Source organism: Vibrio sp. TBV020 (assembly GCF_046056895.1).
Lineage (GTDB): Bacteria > Pseudomonadota > Gammaproteobacteria > Enterobacterales > Vibrionaceae > Vibrio.
Window position 1 is genome coordinate 542,434 of sequence record NZ_JBEEAQ010000003.1, and the last position, 14,423, is coordinate 556,856.

Consider the following 14,423-nt stretch of genomic DNA (forward strand, 5'->3'; position numbering starts at 1 on the left):
CATTCTAATCTTAAACTCGTTTTCAATTACTCGCTTGGTGGCGTGTAACCTTCGATGTGAACCTCTTTACCTTCAAACAGGAAATTAACCATCTCTGCTTCAAGCAGTTTGCGGTGCTCTGGGTCCATCATGTTGAGCTTTTTCTCATTGATAAGCATGGTTTGCTTACTTTGCCATTCAGCCCACGCTTCTTTCGAAATGCTATCAAAAATGCGTTTACCTAGTTCACCAGGGTAAAGTTGAAAGTCTAGGCCATCAGCCTCTTTTTGTAGTCGAGCACAAAATACAGTGCGGCTCATAACGACTCCTTAAAATATTAGTTTTGAAGCTCGAACGGTAGGCTTTCCAGTAATTGTTTTACTGGTGCGGCTAAGCCGATCTCTTCTGGTTGCGATAAGTTATACCAAAGACCTTTGCTTCCTTCCATGATCACGTTAGGTTGCTTTGATAGGTCTACCAAAATAGGGGTGATATCGAGATGGTAATGGCTAAAGGTATGGCGAAAGGCAATCAACTGTGTGGTTGCTTTAATATCAGCATCTAACACACCTCGGCTATCAATTTGATGCGTAAGGTCTGCGTGACTATTTTCAGGGAAGCAAAACAACCCACCCCAAATGCCAGATTGTGGTCGTTGCTCTAACCATACTTGACCTTGATAGTGCAGCATGATGAACCAAGCTTCTTTAATCGGCTTTTCTTTCTTAGGCTTCTTACCTGGGTAGTCGAGCTGGTTGCCTTGCTTATTAGCCACGCACATTGATTCAACTGGGCAAAGAGTGCATTTGGGTTTACTGCGGGTACAGACCATCGCACCCATATCCATCATCGCTTGGTTGTATTTATCAACATCGACACTTGGCGTGTGTTCTTCCGCGTATTGCCAAAGTTGATTCTCTACTTTTTTCTGCCCCGGCCAACCATCAACGGCAAAGCTTCTCGCAAGTGTACGCTTAACATTGCCATCTAAAATTGCATGAGGCTGTTTATATACCGAAGATAAAATGGCGGCGGCCGTTGAGCGACCTATTCCTGGCAGAGCATTCATCTCTTCGATGTTAAGTGGAAACTCACCGTTGTATTGCTGTGTTACTACTTTTGCGGCTTTGTGCAGGTTTCGCGCGCGGGCGTAATAACCAAGCCCTGTCCATAGGTGCAATACTTCATCTTGCTCGGCATTGGCTAGATCTATGACAGTTGGAAAGCGCTCCAGGAAGCGCTGGTAATAAGGAATAACTGTCGCGACTTGGGTTTGTTGCAACATGATTTCTGACAGCCAAACACTATATGCGGTTTTGTTTTGCTGCCACGGTAGGCTTTTACGGCCATAGTTTTCGTACCATTCTAAGATGGCGCTGGCGAAAGGAGTCACGACTTGCTCTATTTATAATTTGGTTTGTCAAAATTGCACCACATTCAGTGGCTAAAGTACAACCGATAAAGAGTAGGGTTATAATATGGGTGAAATGTTCTAAAAGACTTGCACCAGTGTCAATTCTTTGGATAATCACAATCCCTTTGAGTCGAGACCAATTTTTAAACAGGCAATATCATGAGTGAAGTGACCACTAACGAGTACAACGAAGACGGTAAACTGATACGCAAAGTTCGCAGCTTTGTTCGACGCGAAGGTCGTTTGACCAAAGGTCAAGAAAACGCGATGAATGAGTGTTGGCCAACAATGGGTATTGATTACCAAGATAAGCTTCTAGATTGGAAAGAAGTGTTTGGTAACGACAACCCAGTAGTTCTAGAAATTGGTTTTGGTATGGGTGCATCTCTAGTTGAAATGGCGAAGAATGCTCCTGAAAAGAACTTTATCGGTATCGAAGTACACAGCCCAGGCGTAGGTGCGTGTCTATCTGACGCTCGTGAAGCAGGTATCACTAACTTGCGTGTTATGTGTCACGATGCGGTTGAAGTGTTTGCTAACATGATCCCTGATAGCAGTCTTGCAACGTTACAACTGTTCTTCCCTGACCCATGGCATAAGAAACGTCACCACAAGCGTCGTATCGTTCAGTTAGATTTCGCTGAGATGGTTCGTCAAAAGCTGATTGAAGGTGAAGGTATCTTCCATATGGCGACTGACTGGGAAAACTACGCAGAGCACATGATTGAAGTGATGAACGAAGCACCTGGCTTTGAGAACATCGCTGAACAAGGTGATTTTGTTCCTCGCCCAGATGAGCGTCCATTGACAAAATTTGAAGCGCGTGGTCACCGTTTAGGTCACGGCGTTTGGGATATTAAGTACAAGCGCGTAAAATAACCGCAATGACTTAGACCTTGATGCTTGTACTAATAGCAGTAAGGTAAAAGATGATTAAAGCCAACATTGATGTGTTGGCTTTTTTGACCCTATAAGAAAATAATAATAACTAATTGATTTTTAAGGTTGCTGATGAAACCGACACAAGAAATTTTAAATGAGATTCTCGAAGAAGTTCGCCCGTTAATTGGCCAAGGTAAGGTGGCTGATTATATTCCTGCTCTAGCAAAAGTACCGGCCTCTAAATTGGGGCTGGCGGTTTTTACTAACCAAGGGGAAGTGATTAAAGCGGGTGATGCGGATGAGCCGTTTTCTATTCAGTCGATTTCTAAAGCGCTAAGTTTAACCTTGGCGATGTGTCTATATAAGCCGGAAGAGATCTGGGCACGTGTAGGTAAAGAGCCATCAGGCCAAGCATTCAATTCATTAATTCAGCTGGAAATGGAGCAGGGGATCCCGCGCAATCCGTTTATCAATGCTGGAGCGATTGTAGTTGCTGACCTGCTCAACAGTCGTCTTTCTGCACCTCGTCAACGTTTGCTGGAGTTTGTCCGTCAACTTTCTGGTGATACGCATATTTGCTATGACAAAATTGTTGCCGCTTCAGAGATGATGCACAGTGACCGTAATGCGGCTATCGCGTATTTGATGCGCTCATTTGGCAACTTTGAGAATGATGTTATTCCTGTACTCAATAACTACTTCCATGCTTGTGCACTGAAGATGAGTTGTGTTGATTTAGCCAAAACCTTCAGTTATTTAGCCAATAAAGGCACCTCGGTACAGACTGAGAAATCAGTAATTACGCCAACGCAAACTAAGCAGTTAAATGCTTTGCTAGCGACCTGTGGTTTGTATGACGGTGCGGGCGAATTTGCTTATCGTGTGGGTATGCCAGGTAAGTCGGGCGTTGGTGGTGGCATTATGGCAGTCGTACCGGGTGAGATGACCATCGCGGTTTGGTCACCTGAGCTTGACCCGTCAGGTAACTCATTAGCAGGGACTAAGGCACTTGAACTGCTAGCTGAGCGTATTGGTCGTTCGATTTTTTAGATGTTTGAGGAACGCTTTGCTTCGAGAACGGGCTTCGCCTTTCGAGATGAACCCCATGCATTATTCGGTCATTCCATTGAGTGACGAAGGAGCGAGTAGGGAATCTCCTTAAGATTTCGAATAGCTTTAAGAGATCCCCAACTCACTCGTGCCTCATTCTTGAGGATGACAAAAAATAAAGGGCTGGCGCAAAACGCCAACCCTGTAAACTCTCCCGCTCTCCATAGGACGAAGTCCGCGCATCCCATTAACGCTCTACTCTTCCGCCATAAAGGCTTCTAACAAATCATTAAGGAATAACTTACCTTTCTCGGTGATTTTCCAATGGGTATCGCTTTCATCGATATAACCCATCTCAATAGACCAATCAATTGTCTCTTGAATCGCTTCAAAATCAAGTCCTGTCGTATCAAGAAAATCTTGTTTTGGGCAGGCTTCGATAAGACGGAAGCGGTTCATAAAGAACTCAAAAGGGCGATCTTCATCAGCGACTTGTTCTTCACTGTTTAAATACGGTTTGACTATATTATCGTAAGCAGCAAGATAGCCTTTAGGGTGTTTGATCTTAGTGGTTCGAACAATACGCCCATCACTAAAACTGAGCTTGCCATGTGAGCCGCAGCCAATCCCCAAATAATCCCCAAAACGCCAATAGTTAAGGTTGTGCTGACATTGATAGCCCGGTTTGCTGTAACCAGATATCTCATATTGCACGTAGCCGGCCTCTGCTAATTTCTTATGGCCTAATTCGAAGATGTCCCACAAATCATCGTCATCAGGCAAGGTAGGCTGCTTATAGTAAAACATGGTGTTGGGTTCGATCGTCAATTGATACCAAGAGAGATGAGGAGGATCGAGTTCGATCGCTTTCTCTAGATCTTTCAATGCTTGATCGACGGACTGATCTGGCAAGCCGTGCATTAGATCGAGATTAAAACTGTTCAATCCAATTTGGTGGGCGAGTTTAGCCGCATTAACTGCTTCATCCTGACCGTGGATACGGCCAAGCCTTTCAAGTTTCTGCTGCTCAAAACTTTGTACCCCAACGGAAATACGTGTCACCCCAGCCTTTTGATAACCAGCAAAGCGCTCGGCTTCAATTGTGCCAGGGTTCGCCTCCATGGTGATCTCAATATTTGGCTTAAATGGCAGCCTTGCTTCAATTCCTGTCAGCAAGTTCGTAATACCTTCAGCAGAGATTAAGCTCGGTGTTCCGCCACCAATAAAGATCGAATGCAGTAAGCGAGGGTTATCGTTTAGCTGGTAACGCTCGATATCTGCGTCAAGATCTTGCAGGAGGGCCGCAATATACTCTTGCTCAGGGATCTCTGCTTTCAGGGCGTGAGAGTTAAAATCACAGTAAGGGCATTTTTGTACACACCATGGGATGTGTACATAAAGGCTTAAGGCTGGTGGAATTAGCTGGCTCATTGGGCTTACAAAGGTTGCTCTGACAGTGTTGCAAAAAGAGTTTTCAAGGCTTTACCACGATGTGAAAGTTGCTTTTTACGTGTGGGCTCTAGCTCAGCTGAAGCGCAGTTGTCTTCAGGCACGAAGAAGATAGGGTCATAACCAAAGCCATTGTCACCGTGGGCTTCAGTTAAGATACGCCCTTCCCACTTACCGTGGCAAACGATAGGTGTAGGATCGTTCTCATGGCGCATCAGTACCAGTACACAGTGAAAGCGTGCAGAGCGCTCTGCTTCCGGTACATCTTTCATCGCTTCCAATAATTTCTCTAGGTTTTGTCGATCTGTAGCGCCTTCACCTGCGTAACGGGCAGAGTAGATACCTGGCGCACCTTTTAGCGCATCGACTTCAAGACCAGAATCGTCAGCGATAGCGGCAAGCCCTGTTTCTTTTGCTGCGTGACGTGCTTTGATGATGGCATTTTCAATAAAAGTGGTCCCTGTTTCAGCCACTTCAGATACGTTGAATTCACTCTGAGCAAGAACGTCAAAGCCAAAGTCAGCCAGTAGGTCTGCCATTTCACGAACTTTGCCTTGGTTACCTGTTGCTAGCACTATCTTTTTCATGGTGGTCTCTGTTGTTGCAATCAAAGGAAAGCGAGTTGCTGCTCTCCCATGAATAGGTTTTGGTCTTAGGGTGTCCAAAAGCTTTTAGATCATCACAACCCAATTACTCTTCGACATAAAATTTCTGGGTGAACTTTAATGTGCCTGTGCCTGTAATGCCAGCGTTAACATCAATATTGAACGTTAACTGCTCTTCTTCCGTGATTGGAAACTCTGCAATGTAATAGATCGCATCGGCTTCTTTCACTTCTTTGAATGTGAGCTCGCGCATTTGGCCAATCAGGTTCTTGCTATGGCCTGAAAGCTGTGCGGTGATAGCTGGTTTGCCGACTTGAGACTTGTCTAAAACGCTAATATTCAAAATGGCAGAATAGCCGTTACGTTTTAGTTTATAACTACGTGCCACTTGTGGTGTAAGGAAGGTAGAGTTGAAGGCAGAGTAGTGAACTTCAACATCTTTGATCGTTTTAAACTGTCCAGCAAAGCTAGGTACGGCGAAGAGGCTTACCAGTAATAGAGTGATCCATTTTTTCATTTTGCGTCCTGATGTTTTTACTATTTGGATTTAAACAAAAAGCCATCAAATGATGGCTTTAATTTCTTGTGGGATTTGCACTGGCGATTGGATGCGGACTTGTTTGTGTCGTCCGAGCTCGCCTTTTTCTATGGTTATTAATCCCTTTGCCACTTTAAACTGCTTGGCGAGATACTTACTTAAGTGAGCATTGGCTTTACCATCAACGGGAGGAGCGGTAATCGCAATCTTTAGCTCCTCGCCGTGCTGGCCGACAATTTTGTCTCGACTCGCTTTAGGTTGAATGTAAAGCATCAATAAAAGGTCTTCACCATCAAACCAAGCAGCTGAAGACATTATAGCTGGTACCAAATTGGACCAATTAGGTCGCCCATTAAAAAGTTAGCGAATTGCAAAGCAATAAACAGCACTAGTACGCTTAGGTCAAAACCACCCATTGCAGGTAGGATTCTACGAATTGGCGCTAGCATTGGCTCAGTTAGTTGGTGGAAAACATATTCAATTGGGCTACGACCTTGGCTTACCCAGCTTAAGATTGCGCGGATAAGTAGTACCCAGAATAGTAAACCGCCAGCAGCTTTGAGCAGAGATAGCAAACCAAGGAATAGGAAGTCCGCACTAAAGCTGACAGAACCATTAGAGGCGACAAGGATAAGCGCGACAAACTTCAGAACACATAATACGTAAGCAAATAGTATGGTGGCTAAATCTAAGTTACCGACAGATGGAATGATACGACGCAAAGGCGCAATCACTGGTTGAGTTGCTTTAACAATAAATTGTGAAAACGGGTTGTAGAAGTCTGCACGGGCAGCTTGCAACCAAATACGTAAGATCACCACCATGATGTAGAGATCAAACAGGGTGGAAATCAGAAAACTCATTGAATTCATAGGTTACCCTTACTTATAGAGCAGTTAGCTCAAAATTATTAAAATAGTTTTTCCATCTCTTCAGCGCGCACCACGGCCGCTTGCATAGCTTTCGCTACTATATCTGAAAGTTGGTGGTCATTGAATGTTCGTAACGCTTCTGCTGTCGTGCCGCCTTTGGAAGTCACATTCTCACGCAGTGTTGAAAGCTCAGTCTCTGGATTGCCCACAACCATACTTGCAGCGCCAAGTGCGGATTGCTGAACCAATAAACGCGCAGTCTCTTTATCAAAACCTTGAGCGATAGCTTCAGCTTGCATGGCTTCCATAAACAGAAAGAAGTAGGCTGGTGCACTACCAGCAGCGGCGATAATGTTGTTGATGCCTGACTCTTGCTCAACCCAACATACTTTGCCACATGACTTCATTAGCTCTGCAGCGAACAGTTTATCTTGCTCTGATACATGAGACGGAGCATATAGGCCGCTCATTCCCAAGCCGAGTTGTGAAGGGGTATTAGGCATTACTCGAACTAGGTTTAGTTCGCTGTCTAACATCTCATTGAAACGGACACTTTGAATACCGGCAGCAATAGAGATGACCAATTTTCCTGACCAGTCGATCGCTTGAAGTGGCTTGCAGACTTCTTCCATCATTTGTGGTTTTACAGACAATACCACTACATCCGCACTTTGCGCAGCAAGAGCGTTATCGCTGGTGGTATGAATACCATGCTCTTGTTCTAATGGCAGGCGGCGTGTTTCTGATGGCGCAGTAGCAGTAATCAGCGACGCTGGGTATCCATCAGCAACTAAGCCAGACACAATTGCCTTAACCATGTTGCCTGCGCCAATAAAGGCGATCTTCTTGTGTTCCATTGGTTGTTAGATCCTTTTTAGATTTAAGCTTTGTTGCTGTAATCGCGAGCGCCGAAAATGGCAGTGCCAATTCGTACCATGGTACTTCCTGCTTCAATAGCAGCTTCCATGTCTCCACTCATCCCCATAGAGAGCGTATCAATTTTCTGCTCAGGGAAACGTTGTGCCAGTTTATCTTTCAGTTCGGCTAGTTGAGTAAAGGCACTTAGCTGAGATGCGTAGTCAGTCACGTTAGCAGGAATTGACATCAATCCTCTTAAAGTGAGGTTGGGAAGGCTAGAAATCAACTCTGCGAGTTCAAAGATTTCACTTTCGTTCAGTCCCGACTTTGATGCTTCTCCACTGGTATTAACTTGCATCAGTACTTGGATAGGGTCACTGCCTTCAAGTCTTTGATCATTTAAACGTTGAGCTATTTTGGCGCGATCGACGGTATGTACCCAAGCGAAATTCTCCGCCACGTGGCGCGACTTGTTTGACTGGATTGGTCCAATGAAATGCCACTCTAGATTTAACTCTGGATGGCGTTCTGAAAAGTGTGCTACTTTATTTGCACCTTCTTGCACGTAGTTTTCACCAAAAGCGACTTGTCCTGCTTGGGCCGCTTCTAGAATAGCTTCGACAGGCTTAGTTTTACTAACGGCGAGAAGTTGCACTGTCTCTCGACCGCGTCCACACTTTTGTTGTGCAGCCTCAATCTGTGAGGTGATCTGTTCAATATTTTGTTGAATACTAGTCATAGCAGATTTTACTTAAGGATTTTAAATGGATATCGCTGAATTACTGGATTTTAGTGTAAAGCATAATGCTTCAGATCTACATCTTTCTGCTGGAGTATCTCCAATGGTGAGAATCGATGGTGAAGTAAGGAAGCTTGGAGTCCCTGCTTTTAGTCATGCAGATGTGCATCGATTAGTGTTTGAAATTATGAATGACTCACAACGAAGTGAGTTTGAAGAGCGCCTAGAAGTCGATTTCTCTTTTGAGTTGCCAAACGTAGGGCGCTTTCGTGTCAATGCGTTCAACCAAACTCGTGGTTGTGCCGCAGTTTTTCGTACCATACCAACCGAAATTCCAACCTTAGAGCAGCTATCTGCACCGAAGATCTTTGAAAATATCTCTGATATGGAAAAAGGTTTAGTGTTAGTTACTGGCCCAACGGGTTCTGGTAAATCGACAACGTTAGCGGCAATGGTTGATCATATTAACCGCAACCATAACAAGCACATTCTGACTATCGAAGATCCAATCGAGTTTGTTCATAACAATAACAAATGTTTGATCAACCAACGCGAAGTGCATCGTGATACTCATAGCTTTAAGAACGCTTTACGTAGTGCTTTGCGTGAAGACCCTGATGTTATTTTAGTTGGCGAGCTTCGAGATCAAGAAACGATCAGTCTTGCGCTTACCGCCGCAGAAACGGGGCACTTGGTGTTTGGTACTTTACATACCAGCAGCGCAGCTAAAACCATCGACCGTATTATCGATGTATTCCCAGGCAGCGATAAAGATATGGTCCGTTCAATGTTGTCTGAGTCTTTGCGTTCGGTCATCGCACAGAAACTGTTGAAGCGTGTGGGTGGTGGGCGTACCGCTTGTCACGAGATTATGATGGCAACACCTGCTATTCGTAACCTGATTCGTGAAGATAAGGTCGCGCAGATGTACTCGGTGATTCAAACAGGTGCGGCTCATGGAATGCAGACGATGGAGCAAAGTGCCAAGCAGCTGATTGCTCAAGGCTTGGTTGATGCCGATGAAGTTGCGAAGAAAATTGAAGTTGAATCGAGCATGTTTTAATTGAGGTGAATATGGAAATCGATGCTTTCCTTCAAGGAATGAACGATCAAAAGTCTTCAGATCTTTATATTACGGTAGGAGCTCCGGTTTTGTATCGGGTAGATGGAGAGCTACGTGCTCATGGTGAGAAGCTCTCCACACTTCAAGTGAATCAACTGCTTGAGAGTATGATGGATGATGAGCGTCATCAGGAGTACTTAAAAACCAAAGAAGCAAATTTTGCCATCGTTCGTGACTTTGGCCGTTATCGTGTTTCGGCATTCTACCAGCGAGAAATGCCGGGCGCGGTGATCCGTCGTATAGAAACGACCATCCCAACGTTTGAAGACTTACGTTTGCCAGAGGTACTGCAAGACCTCTCGATTGCAAAACGTGGTTTGGTGCTGGTTGTCGGGGCTACGGGCTCTGGTAAATCAACCACAATGGCAGCGATGACGGGGTATAGAAATACTCATAGAACCGGCCATATTCTGACGGTAGAAGATCCTATTGAGTTTGTGCATGAGCATCAGCGCTGTATTGTGACTCAACGTGAAGTTGGCTTAGATACTGATAGTTATGAAGTTGCCTTGAAAAACTCACTACGCCAAGCTCCAGATATGATTCTAATCGGTGAGATTCGTTCGCGTGAGACCATGGAATATGCCATGACGTTTGCTGAAACAGGGCACCTTTGCATGGCAACCTTGCATGCCAATAACGCCAACCAAGCTTTAGAGCGAATTTTACACCTTGTACCGAAAGAGCAAAAAGAGCAGTTCCTGTTTGATTTGTCGATGAACTTAAGAGGTGTGATTGCTCAGCAGTTGATTCGCGATAAAAACGGTCAAGGGCGTCACGGCGTATTTGAAGTCCTACTCAACAGTCCACGAGTCTCGGATTTGATTCGTCGAGGTGATCTGCATGAGCTTAAATCGACAATGGCGAAGTCGCAGCAAGTCGGTATGCAGACCTTTGATCAAGCTTTGTATAAGTTGGTTATGGACGGAAAGATTAACGAAGAAGATGCACTGCATAGTGCGGATTCTGCCAACGACCTACGTATTATGCTTAAAACGCAACGAGGCGATAGCTTTGGTGGTGGGAGCTTAGAGGGCGTTCAGATCGATATGGACTGACATCCCCTTCAACTATTTTGAGTATGGGTTTTAGTTAGACAGGTCATTCCATAGAACGACGAAGGAGAGAGTAGGGAATCTCTAATTGTTCTCTACTAACTGTAAAAGATCCCCAACTCGTTCGTCTCTCACTCTTGAGGATGACGTTTTAACTGATTGAAACGGAAAAGGGGTGATGCTTGCGCATCACCCCTTTTGTTCTTTTACTTCTCGCTAGTCGCCGTATTGAGCTTCAAACCAGCTTTCAAGAATGACGACTGCAGACTGGCAATCAACATTTCCTTTACTTAGTGCTTTGTAGCCACCCATTTCAAACAGGTCTGCACGCGCTTCCATAGTCGATAGGCGCTCGTCGTGCAGCTCAACCGCTAAGCCAAATCGGCCATGGAGGCGGTTGGCAAACTTCTTGGCTCTTGGCGTAATAGTCTCAAGGTCTTTACCGTGGAGATCGGTTGGTAGTCCCACAACCAATAAATTGGGCTGCCATTCTTTGATTTGCTTCTCGATATCATCCCAATTAGGAATACCATCGTTGGCTTTGAATGCCTTTAATGGCGAGGCGGTACCAGTGATCTCTTGACCAATCGCACTACCAATACTTTTTGTGCCAAAGTCAAAAGCCATGATTGTTCTAGACATAATTACTCTTAAATTGTTTAGGCGTGGCCAATGTCGCTAGAAAGCTGAGAGACATCAATACCAAGCATCTGAACGGCCTTTTGCCAACGTTCATTAATTGGTGTATCAAAAATGACATTAGGATCAGCTTCGACGGTTAGCCAAGAGTTCTCAGACAGCTCTATCTCCAATTGGCCTGCTTCCCAACCTGAATAGCCAAGAGCAACGATATACTGGTTAGGCTCTGCTTCCGTACCAAGTACACCAAGGATATCTCGCGAAGTCGTCACTGAGATTCGGTCGCTCATTTTGATACTGGATTCGTATTCATCTTTAGGCTGGTGGAGTATAAATCCACGGTCTTCAGAGACTGGGCCACCATTGAGGACAGGCTTTTCCAAGCTTTCTGTTTGTAGCATTGGGTGCTCTGATGTTACATCCACTTTCTCGAGCATCTTTCCGATGGTGATATCAATGGGTGCGTTTATCATTAACCCCATTGCGCCATCAGCATTATGTTCGCAGACATAAATCACACTGCGCTGGAAGTATGGGTCTTTCATCCCGGGCATTGCCACTAAAAAATGGTTAGTTAGATTCATCGTTACTCCCAGTAAAAAGTAGGGCGACCAATGACGTCGCCCAAATGCGGTTAGGCTTTTAGTCGACGTTCAATCGCATCCATTAATTTACCTGTAATTGAGACATCAAATGCCGCCTCAATTTCACGAATACAGGTAGGGCTGGTGACATTGATTTCTGTTAGCTTGTCGCCAATCACGTCTAGACCAACAAAAATCAGTCCTTTTTCTTTAAGTGTAGGCGCTACAGCTTCAGCGATCTTTTTATCTGTTTCACTCAGTGGGCGAGCTTCACCAGTGCCACCTGCTGCTAGGTTGCCACGAGTTTCTCCTTTTGCAGGGATACGAGCCAGGCAGTAAGGCATTGGTTCACCATCCACCACTAGAATGCGTTTGTCGCCGTTACTGATGTCAGGGACAAAAGTTTGCGCCATTGCGTAATTTTGGCCGTGGTTTGTTAACGTTTCAATGATTACTGATACGTTAGGATCGCCTTCTTTCACGCGGAAGATTGAAGCGCCACCCATGCCATCAAGTGGCTTCAGGATGACATCACCATGTTTTTCACGGAACTGTTTAATCTTCTCTGCTTTACGCGTCACGATAGTGGTTGGTGTTAGCTCTGGGAACCAAGCAGTGAAAAGTTTTTCGTTACAATCACGTAGGCTTTGTGGTTTGTTAACGATTAGAGTGCCTTGTTCTTCTGCGCGCTCTAGGATGTAAGTTGCGTAGATGTACTCTGTATCAAACGGAGGATCTTTGCGCATCAGAACAGCATCAAGCTCTGACAGTTCGATAGTTTGCTCTGATTTAAACTGATACCAGCCAGTTGGATCCTCTTTGAGCTCAACGACTTTCGTGTCAGCAACCGCAACACCTTGGTCTAGGTGAAGATCGTTCATTTCCATGTAGTGGATTTCGTAGCCGCGGCGCTGCGCTTCAAGCATCATGGCAAAGCTAGAGTCTTTCTTGATGTTAATGGACGAGATAGGGTCCATTACGATACCTAATTTGATCATATTGTTCTCCGTTTAACCAAGATCGCCGAAACGAACTTGCAAGGCTGTAATTGCAGTTAGAGCCGCAGTCTCAGTGCGTAGTATACGTGGACCAAGCAGCGTCTCTTCAAATTTGTATTGTTCCGTCATACCGATTTCTTCTGCTGATAAGCCACCTTCAGGGCCAATCAATAGACGCACTTTTTCAACCGGTGTCGGCAGGGTGTTTATCGAGTATTTAGCTCGAGGATGGAGGTTAAGTTTTAGACCGTCGTACTCTTCTCCACACCACTCTTCTAATTGCATAATAGGGCGGATTTCTGGAACCGTGTTGCGTCCACATTGTTCACAGGCACTGATAGCGATCTTTTGCCATTGGGCGAGTTTTTTCTCGAAGCGTTTTTGGTCGAGTTTCACACCGCAGCGCTCTGAAATCAGAGGGGTAATAGTGTTCACACCGAGCTCGACCGATTTTTGAATCGTAAACTCCATCTTATCGCCACGTGAAATAACTTGGCCTAAGTGAAGATCTAGAGGCGATTCTGAGCTACGTTCCACACGCTGTTTAATTTCAACTTCAACGCTCTTCTTTGATACGTTGGTAATCTCTGCCGGAAACTCAGCACCACTGCCGTCAAACAGTAGAACTTCTTGTCCCTCTTTCATGCGTAACACACGACCAATATGGCCTGCGGCATCATCGCTTAGCATTAAAGAACCTAATTGAGTAATGACTTCTGGGTGATAAATTCGTGGGATTCGCATTCTATTTCGATTTCCAGCAAGAGGTTTTGAATTAACCTCTAACATGGATGCTTTAGTGAGAAAAAACAAGGGGCAGAGTGAGTTTCCAGCCAATAACTGGAAACTCATAAATTTTATCACGCGGATAGGCTAGAGGGCTTGGCACGCTTGGTAAACAAATGGGTTGTGATTACCTTGGATTTTGAAGATACGTTCTTCACGTGTACATTCCCACTTATCCACGGGGAATTGTTTATTCCATGCGTTCATCAGTTGAGTTTGTTGCTTAGACAGCTTAAAACCGTACTCTTGGCTCATATATAGGTAAGTGCGCGCAATTGAGCCTTTTGCTCTGTCGGGGGGCATGACCTTACGTTGCTTAAAGTTAACCTGCATTTCGCAGCGTCCGTAGCTAACGCCATCCAGACCATTCCACTGACTGAAGTTATAGTTAGAGCGGTCGCCATTTACTTCTCCGATCGCTGGCGTAAGGTTATGCAGATCGGCTTCCATGGATTTAAAGATCTTATCGTTTTTAGTGCAGTTCTTTCGTCCACCCTCTTGCCAGCATTGTCGCTGGTGGCCAAATTGCCATGCAGGGACAACATGCTCCCACTCGATGCGAGAAGCGCGTTTTTCTTGTTTACGGACTTGGTATCCACAAGATTCTAAATCAGGCTTGCCTTTACGTCCTTGCCATTCAATATCACAGCCACAATAGAAGCTTGTTGGATGGTCGGCGTAAATCTTGAGGGCTTCTTTTTTTGCCTTAGAAAAGGAAGAGGGAGGCGCAGCGTAGCTAACCGCACTGACTAATAGCGATAATAAGCTGATTAATAGCGTTCTTTTCATGAGATTCCGCATTAGAAAAGTAGTATGAAATACAGTCTAACACGCAATCTGGAATAGTATTAT

18 protein-coding genes are annotated in these 14,423 nt (G+C 45.0%); 4 read left to right on the forward strand and 14 right to left on the reverse strand.

The window, feature by feature from the left end; genetic code table 11:
- Window positions 1-26: 26 nt before the first annotated feature.
- Both AAFX28_RS10540 and mutY read right to left on the reverse strand, forming a co-directional pair.
- The gene (locus AAFX28_RS10540; RefSeq protein ID WP_408687508.1) at window positions 27-299 is read right to left on the reverse strand and encodes an oxidative damage protection protein; all 273 of its coding nucleotides are present in this window, start codon (window positions 297-299) and stop codon (window positions 27-29) included.
- A gap of 17 nt (window positions 300-316) precedes the next feature.
- Entirely contained in the window at window positions 317-1,372 is a 1,056-nt protein-coding gene (gene mutY / locus AAFX28_RS10545) for an A/G-specific adenine glycosylase (protein WP_408687509.1), read from the reverse strand.
- A 180-nt stretch (window positions 1,373-1,552) separates the two neighbouring features.
- Between mutY and trmB the strand changes: the two genes are divergently transcribed.
- Window positions 1,553-2,272 (forward strand): tRNA (guanosine(46)-N7)-methyltransferase TrmB, encoded by a 720-nt coding sequence (gene trmB, locus AAFX28_RS10550; RefSeq protein ID WP_408687511.1) that lies wholly within the window; start codon window positions 1,553-1,555, stop codon window positions 2,270-2,272.
- Between the two features lie 132 nt (window positions 2,273-2,404).
- Complete coding sequence (gene glsB / locus AAFX28_RS10555) at window positions 2,405-3,325, forward strand: glutaminase B (protein WP_408687513.1); 921 nt, start codon at window positions 2,405-2,407, stop codon at window positions 3,323-3,325.
- A gap of 255 nt (window positions 3,326-3,580) precedes the next feature.
- Here the strand turns inward: glsB and hemW are convergent, their stop codons facing one another.
- From hemW to AAFX28_RS10590, 7 genes are all read right to left on the reverse strand, one after another.
- Window positions 3,581-4,756, reverse strand: a complete 1,176-nt coding sequence (gene hemW / locus AAFX28_RS10560) for a radical SAM family heme chaperone HemW (protein ID WP_408687514.1) — start codon at window positions 4,754-4,756, stop codon at window positions 3,581-3,583.
- A gap of 5 nt (window positions 4,757-4,761) precedes the next feature.
- The gene (locus AAFX28_RS10565; protein ID WP_408687516.1) at window positions 4,762-5,361 is read right to left on the reverse strand and encodes an XTP/dITP diphosphatase; all 600 of its coding nucleotides are present in this window, start codon (window positions 5,359-5,361) and stop codon (window positions 4,762-4,764) included.
- Between the two features lie 103 nt (window positions 5,362-5,464).
- Window positions 5,465-5,896, reverse strand: a complete 432-nt coding sequence (locus tag AAFX28_RS10570; RefSeq protein ID WP_408687517.1) for a DUF4426 domain-containing protein — start codon at window positions 5,894-5,896, stop codon at window positions 5,465-5,467.
- 45 nt (window positions 5,897-5,941) lie between these two features.
- Complete coding sequence (yggU, locus tag AAFX28_RS10575; protein WP_408687518.1) at window positions 5,942-6,232, reverse strand: DUF167 family protein YggU; 291 nt, start codon at window positions 6,230-6,232, stop codon at window positions 5,942-5,944.
- Complete coding sequence (locus AAFX28_RS10580; RefSeq protein ID WP_408687520.1) at window positions 6,232-6,789, reverse strand: YggT family protein; 558 nt, start codon at window positions 6,787-6,789, stop codon at window positions 6,232-6,234. The genes yggU and AAFX28_RS10580 overlap by 1 nt, the downstream gene beginning before the upstream one ends.
- 38 nt (window positions 6,790-6,827) lie before the next feature.
- Window positions 6,828-7,646, reverse strand: coding sequence for a pyrroline-5-carboxylate reductase (gene proC / locus AAFX28_RS10585; RefSeq protein ID WP_408687521.1), 819 nt, complete (start codon window positions 7,644-7,646; stop codon window positions 6,828-6,830).
- Between the two features lie 23 nt (window positions 7,647-7,669).
- Window positions 7,670-8,386 carry a YggS family pyridoxal phosphate-dependent enzyme gene (locus AAFX28_RS10590; RefSeq protein WP_408687523.1) on the reverse strand — a complete coding sequence of 239 codons (717 nt, stop codon included), beginning with the start codon at window positions 8,384-8,386 and terminating at the stop codon, window positions 7,670-7,672.
- 25 nt (window positions 8,387-8,411) lie between these two features.
- Between AAFX28_RS10590 and AAFX28_RS10595 the strand changes: the two genes are divergently transcribed.
- Together AAFX28_RS10595 and AAFX28_RS10600 are read left to right on the forward strand one after the other, a co-directional pair.
- The gene (locus tag AAFX28_RS10595; RefSeq protein ID WP_408687524.1) at window positions 8,412-9,449 is read left to right on the forward strand and encodes a type IV pilus twitching motility protein PilT; all 1,038 of its coding nucleotides are present in this window, start codon (window positions 8,412-8,414) and stop codon (window positions 9,447-9,449) included.
- An 11-nt stretch (window positions 9,450-9,460) separates the two neighbouring features.
- Window positions 9,461-10,567 (forward strand): PilT/PilU family type 4a pilus ATPase, encoded by a 1,107-nt coding sequence (locus AAFX28_RS10600; RefSeq protein ID WP_408687526.1) that lies wholly within the window; start codon window positions 9,461-9,463, stop codon window positions 10,565-10,567.
- Window positions 10,568-10,780: 213 nt separating this feature from the next.
- Here AAFX28_RS10600 and ruvX read toward each other — a convergent pair whose 3' ends face one another.
- The 5 genes from ruvX to endA form a co-directional block, all read right to left on the reverse strand.
- Window positions 10,781-11,206 carry a Holliday junction resolvase RuvX gene (ruvX, locus tag AAFX28_RS10605; RefSeq protein WP_408687528.1) on the reverse strand — a complete coding sequence of 142 codons (426 nt, stop codon included), beginning with the start codon at window positions 11,204-11,206 and terminating at the stop codon, window positions 10,781-10,783.
- 17 nt (window positions 11,207-11,223) lie between these two features.
- Window positions 11,224-11,787 (reverse strand): YqgE/AlgH family protein, encoded by a 564-nt coding sequence (locus AAFX28_RS10610; RefSeq protein WP_408687530.1) that lies wholly within the window; start codon window positions 11,785-11,787, stop codon window positions 11,224-11,226.
- Between the two features lie 50 nt (window positions 11,788-11,837).
- Window positions 11,838-12,785 (reverse strand): glutathione synthase, encoded by a 948-nt coding sequence (gshB, locus tag AAFX28_RS10615; protein WP_408687531.1) that lies wholly within the window; start codon window positions 12,783-12,785, stop codon window positions 11,838-11,840.
- Between the two features lie 12 nt (window positions 12,786-12,797).
- A complete protein-coding gene (gene rsmE / locus AAFX28_RS10620; RefSeq protein WP_408687533.1) occupies window positions 12,798-13,529 on the reverse strand; it encodes a 16S rRNA (uracil(1498)-N(3))-methyltransferase in 732 nt (243 codons plus the stop codon).
- A gap of 129 nt (window positions 13,530-13,658) precedes the next feature.
- Window positions 13,659-14,360: a deoxyribonuclease I gene (gene endA / locus AAFX28_RS10625; protein ID WP_408687535.1), complete on the reverse strand. Its 702-nt coding sequence runs from the start codon at window positions 14,358-14,360 to the stop codon at window positions 13,659-13,661.
- Window positions 14,361-14,423: the final 63 nt, after the last annotated feature.

Excerpts from the sequence above, each read along its gene's own strand:
- AAFX28_RS10540 (WP_408687508.1), bottom strand. The coding sequence starts at position 299 with ATGAGCCGCACTGTATTTTGTGCTCGACTACAAAAAGAGGCTGATGGC.
- trmB (WP_408687511.1), top strand. The coding sequence starts at position 1,553 with ATGAGTGAAGTGACCACTAACGAGTACAACGAAGACGGTAAACTGATA.
- glsB (WP_408687513.1), top strand. The coding sequence starts at position 2,405 with ATGAAACCGACACAAGAAATTTTAAATGAGATTCTCGAAGAAGTTCGC.
- hemW (WP_408687514.1), bottom strand. The coding sequence starts at position 4,756 with ATGAGCCAGCTAATTCCACCAGCCTTAAGCCTTTATGTACACATCCCA.
- AAFX28_RS10565 (WP_408687516.1), bottom strand. The coding sequence starts at position 5,361 with ATGAAAAAGATAGTGCTAGCAACAGGTAACCAAGGCAAAGTTCGTGAA.
- AAFX28_RS10570 (WP_408687517.1), bottom strand. The coding sequence starts at position 5,896 with ATGAAAAAATGGATCACTCTATTACTGGTAAGCCTCTTCGCCGTACCT.
- yggU (WP_408687518.1), bottom strand. The coding sequence starts at position 6,232 with ATGTCTTCAGCTGCTTGGTTTGATGGTGAAGACCTTTTATTGATGCTT.
- AAFX28_RS10580 (WP_408687520.1), bottom strand. The coding sequence starts at position 6,789 with ATGAATTCAATGAGTTTTCTGATTTCCACCCTGTTTGATCTCTACATC.
- proC (WP_408687521.1), bottom strand. The coding sequence starts at position 7,646 with ATGGAACACAAGAAGATCGCCTTTATTGGCGCAGGCAACATGGTTAAG.
- AAFX28_RS10590 (WP_408687523.1), bottom strand. The coding sequence starts at position 8,386 with ATGACTAGTATTCAACAAAATATTGAACAGATCACCTCACAGATTGAG.
- AAFX28_RS10595 (WP_408687524.1), top strand. The coding sequence starts at position 8,412 with ATGGATATCGCTGAATTACTGGATTTTAGTGTAAAGCATAATGCTTCA.
- AAFX28_RS10600 (WP_408687526.1), top strand. The coding sequence starts at position 9,461 with ATGGAAATCGATGCTTTCCTTCAAGGAATGAACGATCAAAAGTCTTCA.
- ruvX (WP_408687528.1), bottom strand. The coding sequence starts at position 11,206 with ATGTCTAGAACAATCATGGCTTTTGACTTTGGCACAAAAAGTATTGGT.
- AAFX28_RS10610 (WP_408687530.1), bottom strand. The coding sequence starts at position 11,787 with ATGAATCTAACTAACCATTTTTTAGTGGCAATGCCCGGGATGAAAGAC.
- gshB (WP_408687531.1), bottom strand. The coding sequence starts at position 12,785 with ATGATCAAATTAGGTATCGTAATGGACCCTATCTCGTCCATTAACATC.
- rsmE (WP_408687533.1), bottom strand. The coding sequence starts at position 13,529 with ATGCGAATCCCACGAATTTATCACCCAGAAGTCATTACTCAATTAGGT.
- endA (WP_408687535.1), bottom strand. The coding sequence starts at position 14,360 with ATGAAAAGAACGCTATTAATCAGCTTATTATCGCTATTAGTCAGTGCG.